This window comes from Streptomyces sp. NPDC001858 (genome assembly GCF_053594615.1).
On the sequence record NZ_JBSFEV010000010.1, the window covers coordinates 248956 to 266463 of the forward strand.

The following is a 17508-nucleotide window of genomic DNA, read 5'->3' on the forward strand; positions in this document are numbered from 1 at the left end:
GGCCCGAAGCTCGCAGCCCCCGCCGCACGGCCCGAAGCCCACGGCCCACGGCTCCGGCACACGACTCCGACCCACAGCCCACGGCCCACGCCCACCGACCACCGACCACCGACCAGCGCCCACCGGCCACCGGCCACCGGCCACCGGCCACCGACCAGCGCCCACCGGCCACCGGCCACCGGCCACGGACCGAAGCCCACGTCACCCAGCCCACGCCCCTCGCCCCGCGGCACACGGCCCTCGACCGACCGCCGCTCGTCCAGCCCGGCCCCGGGCCGAGCCGGTGCGGGGTGCTGCGGCTCGTCCCCACCAGCCCGCCCTCACCCACGCATCCGCTCCCGCCCCCTGACTCCCATGTCCCACACCCACGCCTACGTCCCAAGCCCGCGAATCACGCCTGTTCCCGCGGGACGTCCGGTGCGGCGGACGCCCCCTGACACGCCCCCTCTGGAGACCCATGTCTTTCCTTCGCCCCCATTTCCCGGGTGAACGGGCCCTCATCACCGGCATTGCCATCGACGCGACCGGCTCCGGTCTGTACGTCCCGTTCAGCCTGGTCTTCTTCCACCACGTCACCGGGCTGTCGTTACCGGTGATCGGGCTGGTGCTGACCATCACCGGGCTGATCGCCATCGGCGCGGTGCCGGTGGCCGGCGTCGCCGTGGACCGGTTCGGCGCCCGAAGAGTGCAGCTGCTCCTGTACCTGCTGCGCGGCGCCAGCTTCGCCTGCTTCCCGCTCGCCGCACAGCTGCCGACCTTCGCCGTGCTGGCGCTGCTGACCGCGATCGGCACCCGGGCCTTCCCGGCCGTGCTGCAGGCGAGGATCGCCGAACTCGTCGAGGGCACGGACCGGGACCGGATGCAGGCGCTGCAGCGCAGCCTCGGCAACGCGGGGCTCGGCGCGGGCACCCTGATCGCGTCGGTCCTGATCGCGGTGGGCGGCGACACCGGCTATGTCATCGCGGCCTTCGTCAACGCGGGCAGCTTCTTCCTGGCCGCGCTGCTCGCGCTGCGGACCCCGCCGAGCCCCGTGGTGAGCGCCAAGGCGCGGGCGGAGAACCCCGGTTCCTACCGGCTCGTCGGCCGGGACCGGCCCTTCGTGACGCTGGTCTTCGCCAACTTCCTGGTGGCGCTGGGCTACACCTCCCTGACCGTGCTGCTGCCCATCTACAGCACCGACTGGCTGCACATGCCCGAGGGTCTGACCGGCACCGCGTTCCTCGTCAACACGGTCATCTGCGCCACCCTCGGCGTTCCGGTCGGCGCGCTGGTGCGGACCAGGTTCAGCACCCGCAGCCGGGCCGCGGCCGGCGGGGCGGCGATGTTCGTGGTCGCCTTCCTGGGGCAGGCCGCGCTCGGCACGTTCCGCCCGGAGCACGTCTCGCTGGCGCTGACCGGGGTGATCGTGTGCGTGCTCGTGATGACCGCCGGCGAGCTGGTGCACAGTCCGGCCTCGGGCGCGCTGTCCCAGGCGGCCGCCCCGCCGGAGATGCGCGGCCGCTACATGGCCGCCTTCCAGCTGTCCTGGACCCTGGCCTACGCCCTCACGCCCAGCCTGCTGACCTCCCTCCTCACCGTCGACGGCCGGCTGCCATGGCTGCTGCTGGCGGCGGCCGCGCTGCTGGGCGGGGTGCTGATGATGCGCGTGGAGCGTTCGCTGCCCGACGACGTCGTCCGCTACCCGCGCCCCGCCCCGAGCAAGCCGGTCACCGCGGCCTGACCGCCGACCGGAACACCTCCGACCGGAACACCCGACACGAACACCTCCGACAGGGACACCTGCGACAGAAGCATCGCCCACCGACCAGAAGAGAGGTTTCCGTGGATCGCGTCTCCCTCACCGCCGAGTACCTGAGCAAGCTGGAGAAAAGCAATCCGAAGTCGAGCGAACTGCTGGGAGCGCTGCCCGAGAACAAGATTCTCAACAGCGACAAGCCCGGCGGCAAGGGCAAGTGGCTCGCGCGTCCGATGTTCCTCGGCGGCGCCGAACTCGCTCAGCTCACCGACGACCTGGACAACCTGCTGACCGCGTTGTCCGGTCTCCCCGACCGCCTTTTCGACGGCGATTTCGCCGCGTTCGCCCGCGCGGTGGGCCTGAACGACGAACAGGTGTCCGCAGTACTGCTGGGAAGGGGCGCCACGATGACGCGTCAGTCCCGCGCGGACATGATCTGCGACAGTTCCGGATTCAAGCTTTTGGAACTGAATATGGGCAGCACGATCGGCGGCGCGGAAAACGTCGACGTCTGCCGCGAACTGCTCGCGCACCCGGCACTCGCGGAGTTCGCCGAGCGTCACGGACTGGGTTTCGTGGACTCACTGCGCGAGCAGGTGAACAACGTCCTCACGGAAAGCGGTTTCAACGCGGACGACCGTCCGGTGGTCGCACTGACCGAGCAGCCGGGCTGTTTCGCGGACGAGGTCCGGTATATGACGGCCCTCTGCGAACGATGGCGTGAATTCGGCCTTTTGGCCGAACCCTGCCACCTCGGACAGCTGGAGGTCCGCGACGACCGGGTCTGGCTCGGCGGGAAGCCCGTGGACATCGTGGTGCGGACGTTCCTCATCCGGGACCTGGAGAACCCCGAGGTGCGCGCGCTCGCCGAGACGGTCTTCGCGGCGGCGAACCGCGGCGAGGTCGCGATCTTCACGGCGATGGACACCTCGGCGTACGCCAGCAAGGGCGCCCTGGCGATGCTCTCGGACGAGCGCAACCGCGACCTGTTCAGCCCCGCGGAGCTGGCGAGCATGGACCGCATCCTGCCGTGGACCCGGATGGTCCGCCCCGGCACGGTCACGCTGGAGCACGGCGAGCGCGTCGACCTGCTGGAACACGCCATCGCTCACCAGCGGGAGCTGGTGCTCAAGCCGACGTCCCTGTCGGGCGGCCGGGGCGTGGTGCTGGGCTGGGCCGACGAGGTCACCCCGCAGCGCTGGCGCGAGCAGCTCACGGCCGCGCTCGACGGGCCGTTCGTCCTGCAGCGCCGAGTCCGCGCCGAACTGGAACAACTCCCCGACGGCGACGGCGAGCTGCGGCCGTTCCGGCCGGTCTGGGGTGTGTTCACCGGTGCCAACGGGTTCGCGGGGGCGAGCGTCCGGGCCATCCCGGAGACGGTCGGGGACGTCGTGGTCAACGTGTCGAACGGGGCGCATGTCGGCGCGGTGCTGCACCAAAAGGCGGAGCCCGCCTAGCCCCGGCAGGCCCGGCAGGCCCGGTCGCCCCCGCCCGGCCCTGCCCGGCCCCGCCCGGCCCCGCCCGGAGAGCGGAGACCCCGCGCCCGCCTTTCACTCCCCGACCCGGGAGGGAAAAGCGGGCGCTCGGTGCACCCAATGCTTTCTCTTCCCGCGGCAGCAAATAATCCACCCATAAACAAGTGCCCCTCGCACCTATCCTGTTCCCTCGAGAAAGGCCATATCTTGGGCTGTATTTCTACGTCGTCCCACGACTCCGGTACAGTTAAGATGGACTGGAACGGGACTGCATCTTCTGAGTAATTGGAACAGAATCCGGGCGACACCCCAAAGCGCACGACCACCTTGAGTCACACCTGTCACGGTGTGAGCCTCGCCATGAGCCTCACCACCTGATATTCGCCGGTCGAACACGCTACGCTCACGCCCGATCTGACGGCGACAAACATCGCAATCGATCACATGACAACCAAACGGCCGCCCGCCGGACCAAGGGCGACCACGACGGGGGGAATGTCATGCAGGCGGTTCGCTGGCATGAGCAAGCGCATGCCGGTCAACGCGCGTTGACCGGCCAGACCACAACACAATTGATCAGCATCTGCGCACCGGCCCTGGCGTGCGAGGTATTGCGCCAGACACTCTCGGAGCTTCCGATTCCGCGCCGAAGTGTGCACCTGACGGGCCGTTTCGCCGCCGAGGCGATCAACCGGCCCGATTCGGACCTCGCCCGGTTCGCCTGCGGGCAGACCCTCGGGCGCAGTCACGGGCTGCGGCTGCTGCTGTCCCAGGCCGACCTGCCGGGGCCGGAGACCCACTCCCTCCTGGCCAGGCTCACCGCCGAGGGCACCCAGATCCGCGTCTCGTCGGGCTCGCTGCCCAACCTGGCGCTGCTGGCCAGGGAGGTCGCCCTGGTGGAGACCGCGGCCGGTCAGGACGGCCGTCCGCAGATCGTCGTCGTCCGCCGCGAGGCCACCGACGCGCTGTACCAGTTCCAGCAGACCCTGTGGGAGCACGCCGCGGAGCTGATGCAGCCCCGGCGCGGCGCCCGCCCGGTACGGCTGGACGAGGCACAGACGCAGGTGCTGCGCATGCTCGGCAGCGGCATGAAGGACGACACGGCGGCCCGGCAGATGAACGTCTCCGTCCGCACCTACCGTCGGCATGTGGCCGCGATCCTGCGGACCTTGGGCGTCAACACCCGCTTCGAGGCCGGTCTGAAGGCCGCGGAACTGGGACTGCTGACCCAGCGTCGGGTGCCGTCACAGGGCGGCGGACCGGGGACCGGCCCGGGGGCCGGCGCGGGTGGCGGACCTGCGGGCGGGGCGGGAGCCGGGACAGGCGCCGGGGCGAGCGGTGGACCGGGTGGCGGATCCGGTTGCCGGCCCGGTGGCAGATCCGCCGATGGTTCAGGCGGTCGGTCCAGCAGCCGGTCCGGTGGCCGATCCGGTGGCAGGTTCCTGCCGAGTCTGCTGACCGAGGACGCCTGCTGAACGTCCCGGACGAACGGACCGGACCAGCGGAGCACACCGGCGCGGCGGCGTCGTAGACCTCGCCGGTGCGGCACCGCACGTGTTCTTGGAACCGTTCACCCCGTTTTCACGTACCTCTGTACGATCACCGCACGCGACGCGGGGGCGCCGAGACGGAGGGGCGGGAATGGACGACAACTCGGGCAGACCCAGACCGGTTTGGCCGGCTCAGCCAGTTCGGCCGGCGCAGTCGGCTCGGCAGGTTCAGTCGGATCAGTCGGCTCGGCAGGTTCAGTCGGCTCGGCAGGTTCGGCAGGTTCGGTCGCTTCAGTCGGCTCGGGCGGCGCGGGCCGTGGCGGCGGCCACGGTCGCCGTGCTGCTCGGCGGCTGCGGCTCCGGGGGCGACAAGACGGCCGAGCCGAGCCCGTCGGCGTCCTCCGGGCCGTCGTCCGGCACTGCGTCCGGCACTCCGTCCCGGTCCGGCTCCCCCACGGCCTCCGCGTCCCCCACGTCCTCCGCCTCCTCCGATGATGACTCCTCGTCCGGTGGTGGTTCGACGGCGCTGACCCCGTTCGAGGCGGATCCCGCGGCGGTGCCGCGGACGAAGGCGCAGGCCGAGGCCCTGGCGAAGGCGGTCGCGCTACGGCCGGAGGGCTGGGGCGCGGGCTTCCGCGCCCAGCAGCCGGCCGAGAGCGCCACCGGCACCGTCGCCGTCCTCGACGACCAGTGCCGGTGGCAACGCCGGTCGCTCCCCCGGGGCGTCCTGGCCTCGCTGTCCCGCTACAGCGTGCTGCCGGCCGTCAAGGGCCAGGGCAAGGGAGAGGTGAAGGTGACCGCGGCGGTCACCGTGCACGCCACCGTCCTCGACGCAGACGAGCAGTTGGCCACCACGCTGGAGGAGGCGCTGCGCTGCCCCGTGCAGCAGGTCCGCACCGACGAGCAGATCGCCGGACTCCAGTCGATCGGCACGCCGTACGGTCAGGGCGGCAACGGCTACGCCGACGACGAGGTCCTGGAAATCGGTTCCTATCTCAGTGCGGACGGCGAGCAGTCCTATCGCTGGAACGTCCTCCGGCTCGGCACGGTCAATGTGGCGGTGTCCGTGAAGGGCGCCGCGGGTTACTCCGTCGCCGAGTTGACCCGCTACATGTCGGACGGCGTCGTCTCGATGCTCAACCGCGTGGAGTTCGAGCTCGGAGGAAAGAGCTGATGGAGCCGCTGCGTTCGTCCGATCCCGCCCGTATCGCCGACCACCGTCTCCTCGGGCGGCTCGGCGCCGGCGGCATGGGTGTGGTGTACCTGGCGCGCACGCCGGGCGGGGCCCTGGTGGCGCTGAAGGTCCTGCTCGCCGAGTACGCCGAGGACCAGGGCTTCAAGGAGCGGTTCCGCCGCGAGGTCGAGGTCGCCCGACGGGTCGTCAGTCCGTGGGCGGTGCCGCTGGTGGACGCCGACGCGGACGCCGAAGCGCCGTGGCTGGCAACGGCGTTCGTGCCCGGCCCGTCGCTCGGCGAGGCCGTGTCCGCGCACGGGCCGCTGACCGAGCACGGGCTGCGGCTCCTCGGCGCCCGGCTGGCGGAGGCGCTGAGCGAGGTGCACCGCGCCGGGCTGGTCCACCGGGACCTCAAACCGGGCAACGTACTGCTCGCCCACGACGGCCCACGGCTCATCGACTTCGGCATCACCCGGGCCCCGGAGGACACCGCCCTCACCGCGACCGGAATGGTGGTCGGCACCCCCGGCTATCTCTCGCCCGAGCAGGCCGGAGGCCCCGGCGGCGACGACATCGGTCCCGCGAGCGACGTCTTCGCCCTCGGCTGCGTCCTGGCGTTCGCCGCCACCGGACGGGCGCCCTTCGGCAGCGGAGCGGTCGACGCCCTGCTGTACCGGGCCGTGCACGACCCGGCGGACCTCGACGGAGTGCCGCCGACGCTGCTCCCCGTGGTGGAACGCTGCCTGAAGAAGGACCCGGCCGAACGGCCGACCTCAGCGGAACTGGCCCAGGAGTTCGGACAGGAGCTAGGACAGGAGTCGGCAGCGGATGCGGATGCTGAGGACGCGGAGGCGGAGGCGGAGGCATCCGGGTGGCTGCCCGAGCCGGTCACCCGGCTGATCGCGGAACGCTCGGCCGCCGCGCTCGCGCTGCCGGACATCGAGCAGACGCAGCTGTCGTCCAGCGCCTCGCCACAACCGGACGGCACGAGCGGCACCGCGCCCGCCGAGTCCGAAGTGCAGGACACGCCCCCCGACAAGGCGTCGGCACCCGCACTCGAACCCGCACCGGAGGACGCCACCCCATCGACCGGCCGACGGCGTTTCCTCCTGCTCGCCGGTGGAGCCGTGGCGCTCGCGGCGAGCGGTGGCGCGGCCTGGTGGGCGGTCGCCCGGGACGGCGGCTCCGGCGGCGACGACCCCGCCGCCTCCGCGTCGTCGCGGCGCCCCGAGCACACCATCGCGCTGCACGGCGACCTCAGCGGTCCGCAGCGGGATGCGGGCAGAGCGCAGGAGCGCGGACTGCGCCTGGCGGTCGCCGAGTTCAACGCGCGCGCCGACTCCCCGTTCACCGTGCAGGTCAAGTCCGTGGACGACGCGGGCGATCCGGCGACGGCGGCCCGGCTCGCGACGGAGCTCACGGACGACCCGGCGGTCCTCGCCGTGGTCGGCACGACCACCGACGCCACGGCGCAGACGGCCCTCGCGAAGTACGACGCCGGACTCCTGCCGGTCGTCGGCGTGTCCCCCGGCGGGATCAACCTCGCCACCCAGGGCTTCCGTTCGTTCCTCCAGGCCCGCCTGCCCGACTCGGTGCTCCCCGTGTACGTGAGCAACTACCTGACCGGTACCGCACGTTCACGCAAGATCGGCATCGTCCTCGACCGCCCCGCCGGTAACTACGGTACAGAACTGGGCAGTTCACTCAGCAACACGCTCGCCAGCGCGGGGCAGCCGTCCGTGCCGGAGGTGGTCAGCGCGATGCGGCCCGACTTCGGCAGCGCGGTGGACGGCCTGCTCGCCGCCGGCGCCGATTCCGTGTTCTTCGCCGGCCTGCACGACCGGGGCGCGCTGATCGCCGGGACGCTGCGCAAGCGCGGCTTCCAGGGCGCCCGTGTGTCCGGCCCCGCGCTGCTCGACGGGCGGTTCCTGGCCGAGGCCCAGGACGCGGCCGAGGGCTGGGTGATGGTGGCCCCGGTCATCGACGCGACCGTCAAGCCGGAGGCGAAGGCGTTCGCTGCCGCGTACCGCGAGCACTGGTTGGAGGCGCCGCCACGCTACGCGGCGGAGGCCTACGACGTCACAAGCATGCTGCTGAAGTCGCTGTCCGGGCTGCCGGCGACGGGCCGCACCAGGGAAGCGCTGCTGGCGGCCGTGCGGGCGGTGAAGTACAAGGGCATCACCAAGCCGTTCGCCTTCCAGAAAACCGGCCAGATCGCCATCGACGGCAGCGGCGGCTACCTCTGGCGGGTGGAGCAGGGCGACTTCGTGTACGGCGGCCCCGCGCCGCTCACCGGCTGATGGAGCCGCTGCGCACCGGCGACCCGTCCCGGCTCGGCCGCTACCGGCTGCTGCGCCGACTCGGCGTCGGCGGCATGGGGGTCGTCTTCCTGGCCCGCGCGCCGGGCGGCGCGATCGCCGCGGTCAAGGCGGTCCGGGCCTCGTACGCCGAGGAGCCGGGCTTCCGGGCGCGCTTCCGCCGTGAGATCGAGGTCGCCCGCCGGGTGGCCAGCCCCTGGGTGGTGCCCCTGCTGGACGCCGACGCGGACGCGGAGACCCCGTGGCTGGCGACCGCGTACGTCCCGGGCCCCTCGCTCTCCGAGACGGTGGACGGCTTCGGACCGCTGCCGCTGCCCGCCGTCCGGACGCTGGGCCTGCGCCTGGCCGACGCACTCGACGCGATGCACGGCATCGGCCTGGTCCACCGCGATGTGAAACCGGGCAACGTCCTGCTGGCCCCGGACGGTCCCCGGCTCATCGACTTCGGCATCGCCCGCGCCCCGGACGCCACCGCGCTCACCTCCAGCGGCGTGATCGTCGGCTCGCCCGGCTTCCTCTCGCCCGAGCAGGCGCGGGCGCGCGGCGGGGAGATCGGCCCGCCCAGCGACGTGTTCTCGCTGGGCTGCGTGCTGGCGTTCACCGCGACGGGGGTACGACCGTTCGGCACCGGCGCGGCGGCCGGCATGCTGCTGCGCACGGTCTACGACGACCCTGACCCGACCGCGCTCCCGGACCCCCTGGCCCCCCTCCTGCGCTCCTGCCTGCACAAGGACCCGGCGCACCGCCCCACCCTCGCCCAACTCCGCGCAGCCCTCGGGGAGGGAGGCACGGGGAACGACCCCGAACGGTCGGGTTGGCTGCCGGAGCGGGTCACCCGGCTGATCAACGAACGATCCGCCGCGGTGCTGGCGATCGGCACGATCGAACCGACGCAGGTGCCCGCACCGACTGCGGCCGAGCTGCCCCCGGACACCGCGTCACCGGACACCGCGTCGCCGGACGCCATGACGCTGACGGCCGTCACGACGACTCCGCCGGCACCCGCCGCGCCGGAAGTAGACCGCCGCAGGCTCCTCCGCCTCGGCCTCCTCGGCTCGTCGGCCGGAGTCCTGGCGGCCGGTGGCGGCGGCGCCTGGTGGTGGAGCACCCGTCGGAAGCCCGGGACGACACCGTCGTCGTCCGGAACAGGCCCACGGCCCGAACTGGTCGTCGCCTTCCAGGGCGACCTGACCGGGGCCCGGAAGGACTACGGGAACGCCCAGCTCAACGGGGCCCGGCTGGCGGTGGAGCACGTCAACGCGGAGAGCGGCCGCCCCTTCCGCCTGAAGCTGCGCACCTACGACGACGGCGGCGACGCGAAGCGTGCCACGGCCCTGGCCGCGCAGCTGACGAAGGACACGGACGTCGTCGCAGTACTGGGGCCGACGACCGACGCGTGTCTGCTCGCCGCCGAACCCACCTACGCCAAGGCGACGCTGCCCGTCCTGTCGGTCTCGGTCGGCGTCAGCACGGAGCCCACGACGGCCGGCACGCTGCAGTACCCCTCCCATGCGTTGCTGCGCGTCACGAACGACCTCCTCGCCGCGCCCTGCGTCCGCTACCTCAGCGACCACGTCGACGCGCGCAAGGCGTTCCTCGTGGCCGACCAGGCGCAGGGCAACTCCGCCTGGACCCTGTGCGACCAGACCCGGCGGGCGCTTCAGCAGGCCGGCCGGGACGCCATGCTGAAGAGCGTCGCCGCCGGCAGGATCGACTATGCGGCGCTGGCCGCCGAGGTGCTGTCCGCCGACGCGGACGCGGTCGTGTTCACGGGCGACGCGGCCCGGGCCGCGGGACTGGCGTCGGCACTGAAGTCGGCGGGCTTCACCGGGACCCGGATGGCGACGGAACAGGCACTAGACCCCCGGTTCCTCGCCTCGGCCGGCGCCGCCGCGACCGGCTGGGTCTTCGCCGCGTCCTTCATCGATCCGACGGCCGCCCCCTCCACCCGCGCCTTCACCGCGGACTACCGCACCCGCTTCGGCGCCGCCCCCGGCTGGTACGCGGCGGAGGCCTACGACGCGGTGATGTTCCTGGCGAAGGTCTGCACGAAGGGCGACTCGGCGGTGGCGGAGCGCGGCGCCATCGCCCGCAGACTGCGCGAGGTGGCGCACGCGGGCGTCAGCCGCACGGTCAAGTTCGAGACCGGGTACGGCTACACACATGACGCGATGTTCGTGTTCCAGGTCGTCGACGGCAGGTTCCGTTACCTGGGCCAGTACAAGGACGCGGCGGTGTCGTGAGCCGCAGTCCCCGCAGGCCGGACCGATCGGTCCGGCCGACGACGGGATGACGGTCGTCAGGCGGCGCGCCCGACGCGGTCGGCGTTGGGCCGGGAGCTGGCCTTGCGCGCACCGGAGAGGAGCTTGTTGAGGGTGAACCGGCAGGCGATCTCCTTGACGCCGGCGCCGGTGCGGCCGCTGATGCTGGCGGCGTTGACCTTGTCATTGGGGTACGAGAACTGGGTGACGCCTTCCTTGCGGCCGAGGCTGAGGCACTGGCCGGCGAAGAACATCCGCACGGGGGAGGGCGTCTTGCCGTCGATGCGGCGCAGGACGGTGTTGGCGGCGATGGGGCCGAGCTGGGTGGCGGCCTGGCAGCTCATGCGGAAGGGGTGGTCGGGCATGACGCCCGCGTCGCCGGCGGCGATGATGCGGTCGTCGTCCACGCTGGTCAGCGTCGTGTCGGTGATCAGCCGGCCGTCGGCGTCGGTGCGCAGGCCGCTGCGGGCGGCGAGGTCCGGCACCTTGAATCCGGCGGTCCAGATGGTGACCGCGCTGGGCACCGAGCGCCCGTCGCTCAGCTGGACGGCGTCCTCGGCGACGTGCGTCACCCGCGCGCCGGGCCCTTCGATCATGGTCACCCCGAGCTTGGCCAGCCGACGGGCGACCGGACGCCGAACCCGCGGATGCAGCGAAGGACCAAGCACCCGCCCACAGATGAGGGTGACCTTGCGGCCCGCCTCGGCGAGCTCGGCGGCGGTCTCCAGCCCGGTCGGCCCGGACCCGACCACGGTGACCGGGTCCAACGCCGACGTCGTGTCCAGCGCCAGCCGCAGCCGCTGCGCACCCTCGAAGTCCGACACCCAGTGCGCGAACTCCGCGGCTCCGGGCACGCCGGGGTCGGCGGCGCCGCTGCCCACGGCGTAGACGAGGTAGTCGTAGGAAAGGGTGCCGCCGCCGGCCAGCGACACCTTGCGCCCGGGGGCGTCGATCTCGGTAGCGGTGTCCACCACGAGCCGCACATTGGCGCCGAGCACCTCGTCGAAGCCCTCGATCGCGTCGTCGGAGCCGGTCACGAGCTGGTGCAGCCGGATCCGCGACACGAACTCGGACCGCGGATTGACCACGGTCACCGACACCCCGTCCCGCCGCGCCATCCGGTTCGCCGCCGTCACGCCCCCGTAACCACCGCCGACGACGACTACCTCAACGTTCCCGCTCATGATGTTCTCCTCGTGTTTGTGACCTCGCCATCAAGACACCGCCCACCCGCCCCCCGTAACAACCCACGCAATGAGACGTGGCGCACATCAGCCCTATGGGCCCGGTGACCATGCTCTGACCTGCACTTTTATCTGCATCCCGCGGCCGGCGTGAACGCCTTCGCGGGCTGCCCACTCAGTCGATGTTCACCCGGAAGATCTTGTCCGCGCCGTCCGCCTCGCCTCCGTTGTTGTCGGCGTTGGTGGTCGACAGCCAGAGCTGGTCGGCTCCGGGAACCTTGACGACCGTCCGCAGACGGCCGTAGGTACCCACGTAGTACGCCGTCGCCGTGCCGACGTTCTCCGTGTCGCCGTTGATCGGGATCCGCCACAGCCGCTCGCCGCGCAGGGACGCCATGTAGACGACGTTGCGGACGATGGCGATCGCGCTCGGTGAGGCCTCGGAGACGTTCCAGGTCTTCTTCGGGTTGGTCATGCCGGAGACGTCGCAGGTGCCCTCGCAGGTCGGCCAGCCGTAGTTGCCGCCCGGCTTGATCAGGTTCAGCTCGTCCTTCGAGCTGTTGCCGAACTCCGCCTCCCACAGCCGTCCGTTGCGGTCGAACGCGAGGCCCTGCGGATTGCGGTGGCCGTAGCTGTAGACGTAGTTGCCGAACGGGTTGCCGGGGGCCGCCTTGCCGTCGGTCGTCATCCGCAGGATCTTGCCGTTGAGCGAGTTCTTGTCCTGCGCGAGGTCCGGCGTCTGGGCCTCCCCGGTGGAGACGTACAGATAGCCGTCGGGACCGAAGGCCAGCCGTCCGCCGTTGTGGTAGCGGTTCTTCTTGATGCCCTGGAGAAGGACCGTGTAGCCGGTCAGGGAACTGCCGTTGTACGTCATGCGGACGACCCGGTTGCCCTCGGACGCCGTGTGCATGAAGTAGACGTAGTGGTTGGTGGCCCATTTGGGGTCGACGGCGACACCCATCAGACCGCCCTCGCCATCGGTGGTGACGGCGTTGGGCACCGTCCCGACCTGGGTCTTCGTGCCGTCCTTGGTCACCTTCCAGACCCGGAAGTCGTCCCGTTCGGACACCAGGGCGCTGAGCCCGTCGGGCATCCAGTAGGCGCCCCAGGGAATGGTCCAGCCGCTGGAGACGGTGGCGATCGACGAGGGCACACCGCCGTCCGTCGCGCAGGCCTTCGTCGTCAGGTCGACGGTGTTGCTCGCCTCGGACACATTGCCCGCCGCGTCCCGCGCCACGACGTTCAGCGCGTACGGGCTGTCGCAGGCGAGCCCGGTCAGGGACGCCGTCGTCCCGGTGACGGTCTTGTAGACGGCGGTGCCGCTGCGGATGTCGTACGCGACCACACCCCGGTCGTCCGCGGCGGCGCCCCAGCTCAACTCGGCGCTGTCCGCGGTCACTTCGCCGACCTTGAGAGTGCCGGGCCGGGTGGGCGGGGTGGTGTCGGTGCTCTTCGCGGTGGTGCACTCCACGGCCGGGCTGGCCGGCGAGGCGTTGCCGGCGGCGTCCCGGCCGATGACCGTAAGGTCGTAAGTGGTGCCGGGGCTCAGCCCGGTGAGGGCCCGGGAGGTGGAACTCCCGTCCGTCTCGGTGAGTTTGTTGCCGTGCTCGTAGATGTCGTACGCCGCGACGCCCACGTTGTCGGTCGAGGCGCCCCAGGTGAGAGTGAGGCCGTTCTCGGTGATCGCGGAGCAGGCCGGCTGACCGGGGCGGCTCGGGGCCTGGGTGTCGGGGGCCGCGCCGACGCTGATCCGGTCGAGGTTGGGGCCGCCGTTGTCGGTGGTCGCGGTGGCCCGGATCTTGTTCGAGCCAGCGGCCAGCCGGACGTCGACGCTCTTGGTCACCCAGGTGTCCCAGTCGGCAGTGGCCGGGAAGGAGACGCCGGAGGCTACGACCGTGCCGCCCACGGAGATGTCCATGGGCCGGTCGACCGCCGTTCCGTTGGCGTAGCGGAACGTGAGCGAGGAGGTGCCTGCTGCGGCCGCGCTCACGGTGAACTCCACATACGAGCCCTTGACGTTGGTGTAGTCGACGAAGCCGGTGCCCGTGTACCCGGCGTGGTTGGTGGCCACGGTGCCCTGGGAGATGGCGGCGTTCTCGGCCTGGTAGTCGGTGGCCGCACGCGCGGCCGTCGCGCTCAGGCCGACCAGGGGCACGGCGAGGGCCAGCGAGAGGGCGTGGAGGAGGGGCCGTCGGAGGTATCGTCCGAGAGTTCTTCCGAGAGTTCGTCCGGGTTTCATGTCGTCACCGGCTTCACGCGGATCAAGCGGGTCTCCCCCGGCCGGAGGGTCGCGCTGTACGAGTTCGCGATCTCGCCCTTGTGCGAGCCCGACCACAGGTCCGTGACGTCGCCGGAGCCGGTGAACCCGACCTGCGACCAGTTCACGGCGACCGTCGAGTTCCCGGACGTCCCCGTGTTGAAGAGCGCCACGACATACGCGCCACCGCTCTCCCGCTTGCTCCAGACCTGCTGGACACCGCTGTTCACGATGCGCTTGGCCGACACCCCGTCCTGGTCGACTCCGATGAGCCGGTCGTTGGTCAGCATCGCCTTGTCGACCGCGTCGATCTTCGTCAGGTCGGTGCCCAGGAGCAGCGGCGACCCGGCCATCGCCCACAGGGTGAAGTGCGAGCGGCGCTGGTCGGCGGTCAGGCCCACCTGGTCACCGTTGCCGATCTCCAGCGAGTCGAGGTCGTTCCAGCCACCGGGACCGGCGTACGGCTGCCAGGAGGCCGCCGAGTTGAAGCGGCCCGAGACGTGCGACCAGTCGGTGAGCGGATAGCCGCTGCCGTTGTCGCCGGGGCCGCAGTAGCACTCCACGTCCCCCTGGGTGCGCCAGCTGTTGGCGAGTTGACGCCAGGTGGTGGCGTCGGCGATCGGGAGGTTGTTGGAGAGCGCGAAGTTGATGGGCCGGCCGCTGGCCCGCAGTGCCTTGTCCCAGGCCTGGACGTCGGGGATGTCCTGGCTTCCCACGCCGTCGATCTTCAGGTAGTCGACGCCCCAGGAGGCGAACTGCCGTGCCCAGGAGTCGACGAACTCCTGCGCGCCCGGCTTCGCGTAGTCGATGTAGTACATGTTCTTGCAGTTGTAGTTCTTCTCGGTCTTCGAGGTGTCCGCGATGTCCTTGGCGTGGTACGAGGTGCCCTCGATCGGCGTGTTCGCGGTGACCGCGTTCTTGGCGATGCCCGGGGTCACGTAGAAGCCGAACTTCAGTCCCTTGGCGTGGATGTAGTCGGCGAGCGCCTTCATTCCGGAAGGGAACTTGGCCGGGTCGGCGGTCCAACGGCCGTAGGAGTCGACGACGAAGCCGTTGGAGTCGCACTTCTGCCAGAAGTCGTCGAGGTTGACGTAGACGAAACCGTGGTCGTCGAGTCCGCTCGACACCATGGCGTCGGCCTGTGCCTTGATCTTCGCCTCGGTCGGCGTGCGGCGCACGAAGCTCCAGCTGCTCCAGCCCATCGCGGGGCGCAGGGAGAGACCGTTGTCGGAGGCCGCGGCGGGCGGGGCGCCGCCGAGCAGCGGCAGCGCGGAGACGATCACCGACGCGACCAAAGTCAGAACTGTCGGAACGAGCGATCTGGTGCGTTTCATGAGTGTCCCTTGTGTCCCTTCACTGTTGCCGGGCGCTGGTCCGTCCTGAGCTGCTCGTTCATGATCAGGAAGGCGCCGAGGCCGTGGAAGTCGTTGGTCTCCCGGGGCCGCGCGATGTAGAAGTCGTAGTCGCCGACATTGGTGCCGATGGAGATGTCGGTGAGGTCGGTGCGGCCGTCGGGGCCGACCGAGATCCTTGCGAGGACGCCCTCGTAGCCGCGCCGCGCGACGGACCGGTAGTGCGCGTCGATGTATCCCTGCTGGGCGCCGCGCGAGAGGGCGTAGGTGAACATGCTGGAGCAGGAGGTCTCGGTCCAGTTGTCGCTCCGGCCGCCCTGGTCGATCACCTGGAACCAGCGTCCGGTCGCCGGATCCTGGTACCGCTCGAGACCGGCGGCCAACTGCCGCAGGATGCCGACGAGCCGGTGCCGGCCGGGGTGCCGGGCGGGGAGCGCGTCGAGCACGTTGACGATCGCCATCGAGTACCAGCCCACCGCCCGGCACCAGTGCTCGGGGGCGAGCCCGGTCTCCGGATCGGCCCAGCTCACGGTCTTCGACTCGTCGTAGGCGTGCCGCAGCAGGCCGTTCGACACCTGGAGATGACGGCCGTAGACAGCGAGTTGCTTCGCCGCCTCGTCATGGGCGTAGGCCGAGTCGCCGAACTCCTTGCCGTACTCGACGAGGAAGGGGTTCACCATGTAGACGCCGTCCGACCAGAGCTGGTGGGCGCGGCTGCTGGTGTCGGCGTGCCAGAAACCGCCGTCGGAGGTGCGCGGGTAGCTGTTCAGCCGGTCGCGGATCTTCTTGGCCGCGATGCGGTAGCGGTCCTGGCCGGTCTCGTGGTGCAGGATCACCAGCAGCCGGCCGGCCTGCATGCTGTCGAGGCTGTTGAAGTTCTGGTCGATGGTTCCGTCGGCGTGCACGAAGCGGTCGACGTAGGCCTGGATGTAGGAGAGGTACCGGGGCTCGTGGGTGCGCCGGTAGGTGAGGTACTGGCCGTAGAGATACAGGCCCACGGGGTACGACCAGCCGCCGATGGTGCTCGGTGTGAAGCGGGCCGTGGTCGAGTCGATCATGGCCACGGACCAGTCGGTGGCGGCGGCCGGACGGGCGACGGCCGCGTGCTGTCGGACGGGTGGCGGGGCGGCTGCGGAGACCGTCAGCAGACCGACGGCGGCGAGAGCTCCGGCCGTCAGCACGGCACCGAGACGCCTCATGACTCTCCTACCTTCAGGACCCAGTCCTCCGATGTTTGCCGAACGTTGCTCATGGGCGGGCTCGCCTTCCTGGAGAGTGGGGGTCGCCTGGAGCGTCAGGAGCGGCCGGCCGGATGTCGAAATACTCCCGAACGGACCGCCCATCGTTCACATGCATGCACCAGGTTCATGCACCGAGTTTCGAAGCGTGAACAGAGTCCCGGCCGGACCGAACAGGGTCAATGGTCCGGACCGATAAGATCGGACCATTTCCGGCCAATCTCCGTTCGCGACAGGGGGGTTGACGGCACCGGGGCGGCGGGTCCACGTTGTACGGCACTCACGTAAGGAAACTTTCCTAACAGACCTGACGGAAGGGTCCCCCACCGTGCGCTCTTCGACACTGACCCTCGGCGCGGCCACCGGTGCCGCCCTCCTCGCCGCCGCGGTCCTCCCGGCGAACGCCTCCGCCTCCACCCCGTTACGGGAGGGGTCGGTCAGCGCGGCCGCCCTCCTCGCCAAGGTGACGTCCTGCTCGCAGATCTCGAACGGCAAGTACAAGACCGACGACGAGACCTCGGCCTCCATCCCGGTCTGCGGCAAGAACGGCGCCGTCTTCTGGAAGGCCGACATGGACATCGACTGCGACGGCCAGCGCACCTCCAAGTGCAGCGAGGACACCGACCCCTGGTACCAGGACGACACGGCCTTCCACCAGTCGGACGGCAAGCCGCTGCGCGCCGACTCACTGCCCTACGTCGTCGTGCCCAGCTCCAGCTCTATCTGGAACTACAGCTCCGCGGGCATCAAGGGCGGCGGGGTCGTCGCGGTGATCTACCAGAACAAGGTGGAGTACGCGGTCGTCGGCGACACCGGCCCCACGAAAATCATCGGCGAGGCCTCGTACGCGACGGCCAAGGCCCTCGGCATCGACCCGGACCCGGAGAACGGCGGCACCGACTCCGGCGTCACCTACATCCTCTTCAAGAACTCCAAGGTGTCCCCCATCGAGAGCCACAGCGCGGCGGTGACCCTGGGCGACCAACTGGCCCAGACGTTCCTGCGGGACAACTAGGACATCCAG

General features: G+C 70.9%; 11 protein-coding genes. 7 read left to right on the forward strand and 4 right to left on the reverse strand.

Going from position 1 to position 17508, the window contains the following annotated elements; all coding sequences use genetic code 11:
• Positions 1 to 457: 457 nt before the first annotated feature.
• The 6 genes from ACWCPF_RS17690 to ACWCPF_RS17715 all read left to right on the forward strand — a co-directional run bounded on the left by ACWCPF_RS17690 (position 458) and on the right by ACWCPF_RS17715 (position 10435).
• Positions 458 to 1720, forward strand: a complete 1263-nt coding sequence (locus ACWCPF_RS17690; protein ID WP_451045928.1) for an MFS transporter — start codon at positions 458 to 460, stop codon at positions 1718 to 1720.
• Positions 1721 to 1821: 101 nt separating this feature from the next.
• Positions 1822 to 3192: a hypothetical protein gene (locus tag ACWCPF_RS17695; protein WP_451045929.1), complete on the forward strand. Its 1371-nt coding sequence runs from the start codon at positions 1822 to 1824 to the stop codon at positions 3190 to 3192.
• A gap of 671 nt (positions 3193 to 3863) precedes the next feature.
• Entirely contained in the window at positions 3864 to 4685 is an 822-nt protein-coding gene (locus ACWCPF_RS17700; RefSeq protein WP_451045930.1) for a response regulator transcription factor, read from the forward strand.
• Positions 4686 to 5016: 331 nt separating this feature from the next.
• The gene (locus ACWCPF_RS17705) at positions 5017 to 5874 is read left to right on the forward strand and encodes a hypothetical protein (protein ID WP_451045931.1); all 858 of its coding nucleotides are present in this window, start codon (positions 5017 to 5019) and stop codon (positions 5872 to 5874) included.
• The gene (locus ACWCPF_RS17710; protein WP_451045932.1) at positions 5874 to 8174 is read left to right on the forward strand and encodes a bifunctional serine/threonine-protein kinase/ABC transporter substrate-binding protein; all 2301 of its coding nucleotides are present in this window, start codon (positions 5874 to 5876) and stop codon (positions 8172 to 8174) included. Before ACWCPF_RS17705 ends, ACWCPF_RS17710 begins: the two co-directional genes overlap by 1 nt.
• Positions 8174 to 10435: a bifunctional serine/threonine-protein kinase/ABC transporter substrate-binding protein gene (locus ACWCPF_RS17715; protein WP_451045933.1), complete on the forward strand. Its 2262-nt coding sequence runs from the start codon at positions 8174 to 8176 to the stop codon at positions 10433 to 10435. Before ACWCPF_RS17710 ends, ACWCPF_RS17715 begins: the two co-directional genes overlap by 1 nt.
• 56 nt (positions 10436 to 10491) lie before the next feature.
• Here the strand turns inward: ACWCPF_RS17715 and ACWCPF_RS17720 are convergent, their stop codons facing one another.
• The 4 genes from ACWCPF_RS17720 to ACWCPF_RS17735 form a co-directional block, all read right to left on the reverse strand.
• Positions 10492 to 11637: an NAD(P)/FAD-dependent oxidoreductase gene (locus ACWCPF_RS17720; protein WP_451045934.1), complete on the reverse strand. Its 1146-nt coding sequence runs from the start codon at positions 11635 to 11637 to the stop codon at positions 10492 to 10494.
• 175 nt (positions 11638 to 11812) lie between these two features.
• The gene (locus ACWCPF_RS17725) at positions 11813 to 13876 is read right to left on the reverse strand and encodes a PQQ-dependent sugar dehydrogenase (protein WP_451045935.1); all 2064 of its coding nucleotides are present in this window, start codon (positions 13874 to 13876) and stop codon (positions 11813 to 11815) included.
• On the reverse strand, positions 13873 to 15189 hold the full coding sequence (locus ACWCPF_RS17730) for a glycoside hydrolase family 27 protein (RefSeq protein ID WP_451045936.1): 1317 nt from the start codon (positions 15187 to 15189) through the stop codon (positions 13873 to 13875). The genes ACWCPF_RS17725 and ACWCPF_RS17730 overlap by 4 nt, the downstream gene beginning before the upstream one ends.
• Positions 15190 to 15224: 35 nt before the next feature.
• Positions 15225 to 16445, reverse strand: coding sequence for a glycoside hydrolase family 88/105 protein (locus ACWCPF_RS17735; protein ID WP_451045937.1), 1221 nt, complete (start codon positions 16443 to 16445; stop codon positions 15225 to 15227).
• 367 nt (positions 16446 to 16812) lie between these two features.
• Here ACWCPF_RS17735 and ACWCPF_RS17740 point away from each other — a divergent pair, with 367 nt between their 5' ends.
• Positions 16813 to 17499, forward strand: a complete 687-nt coding sequence (locus ACWCPF_RS17740; RefSeq protein ID WP_451045938.1) for a glycoside hydrolase family 75 protein — start codon at positions 16813 to 16815, stop codon at positions 17497 to 17499.
• The last annotated feature ends 9 nt before the right edge of the window (positions 17500 to 17508 follow it).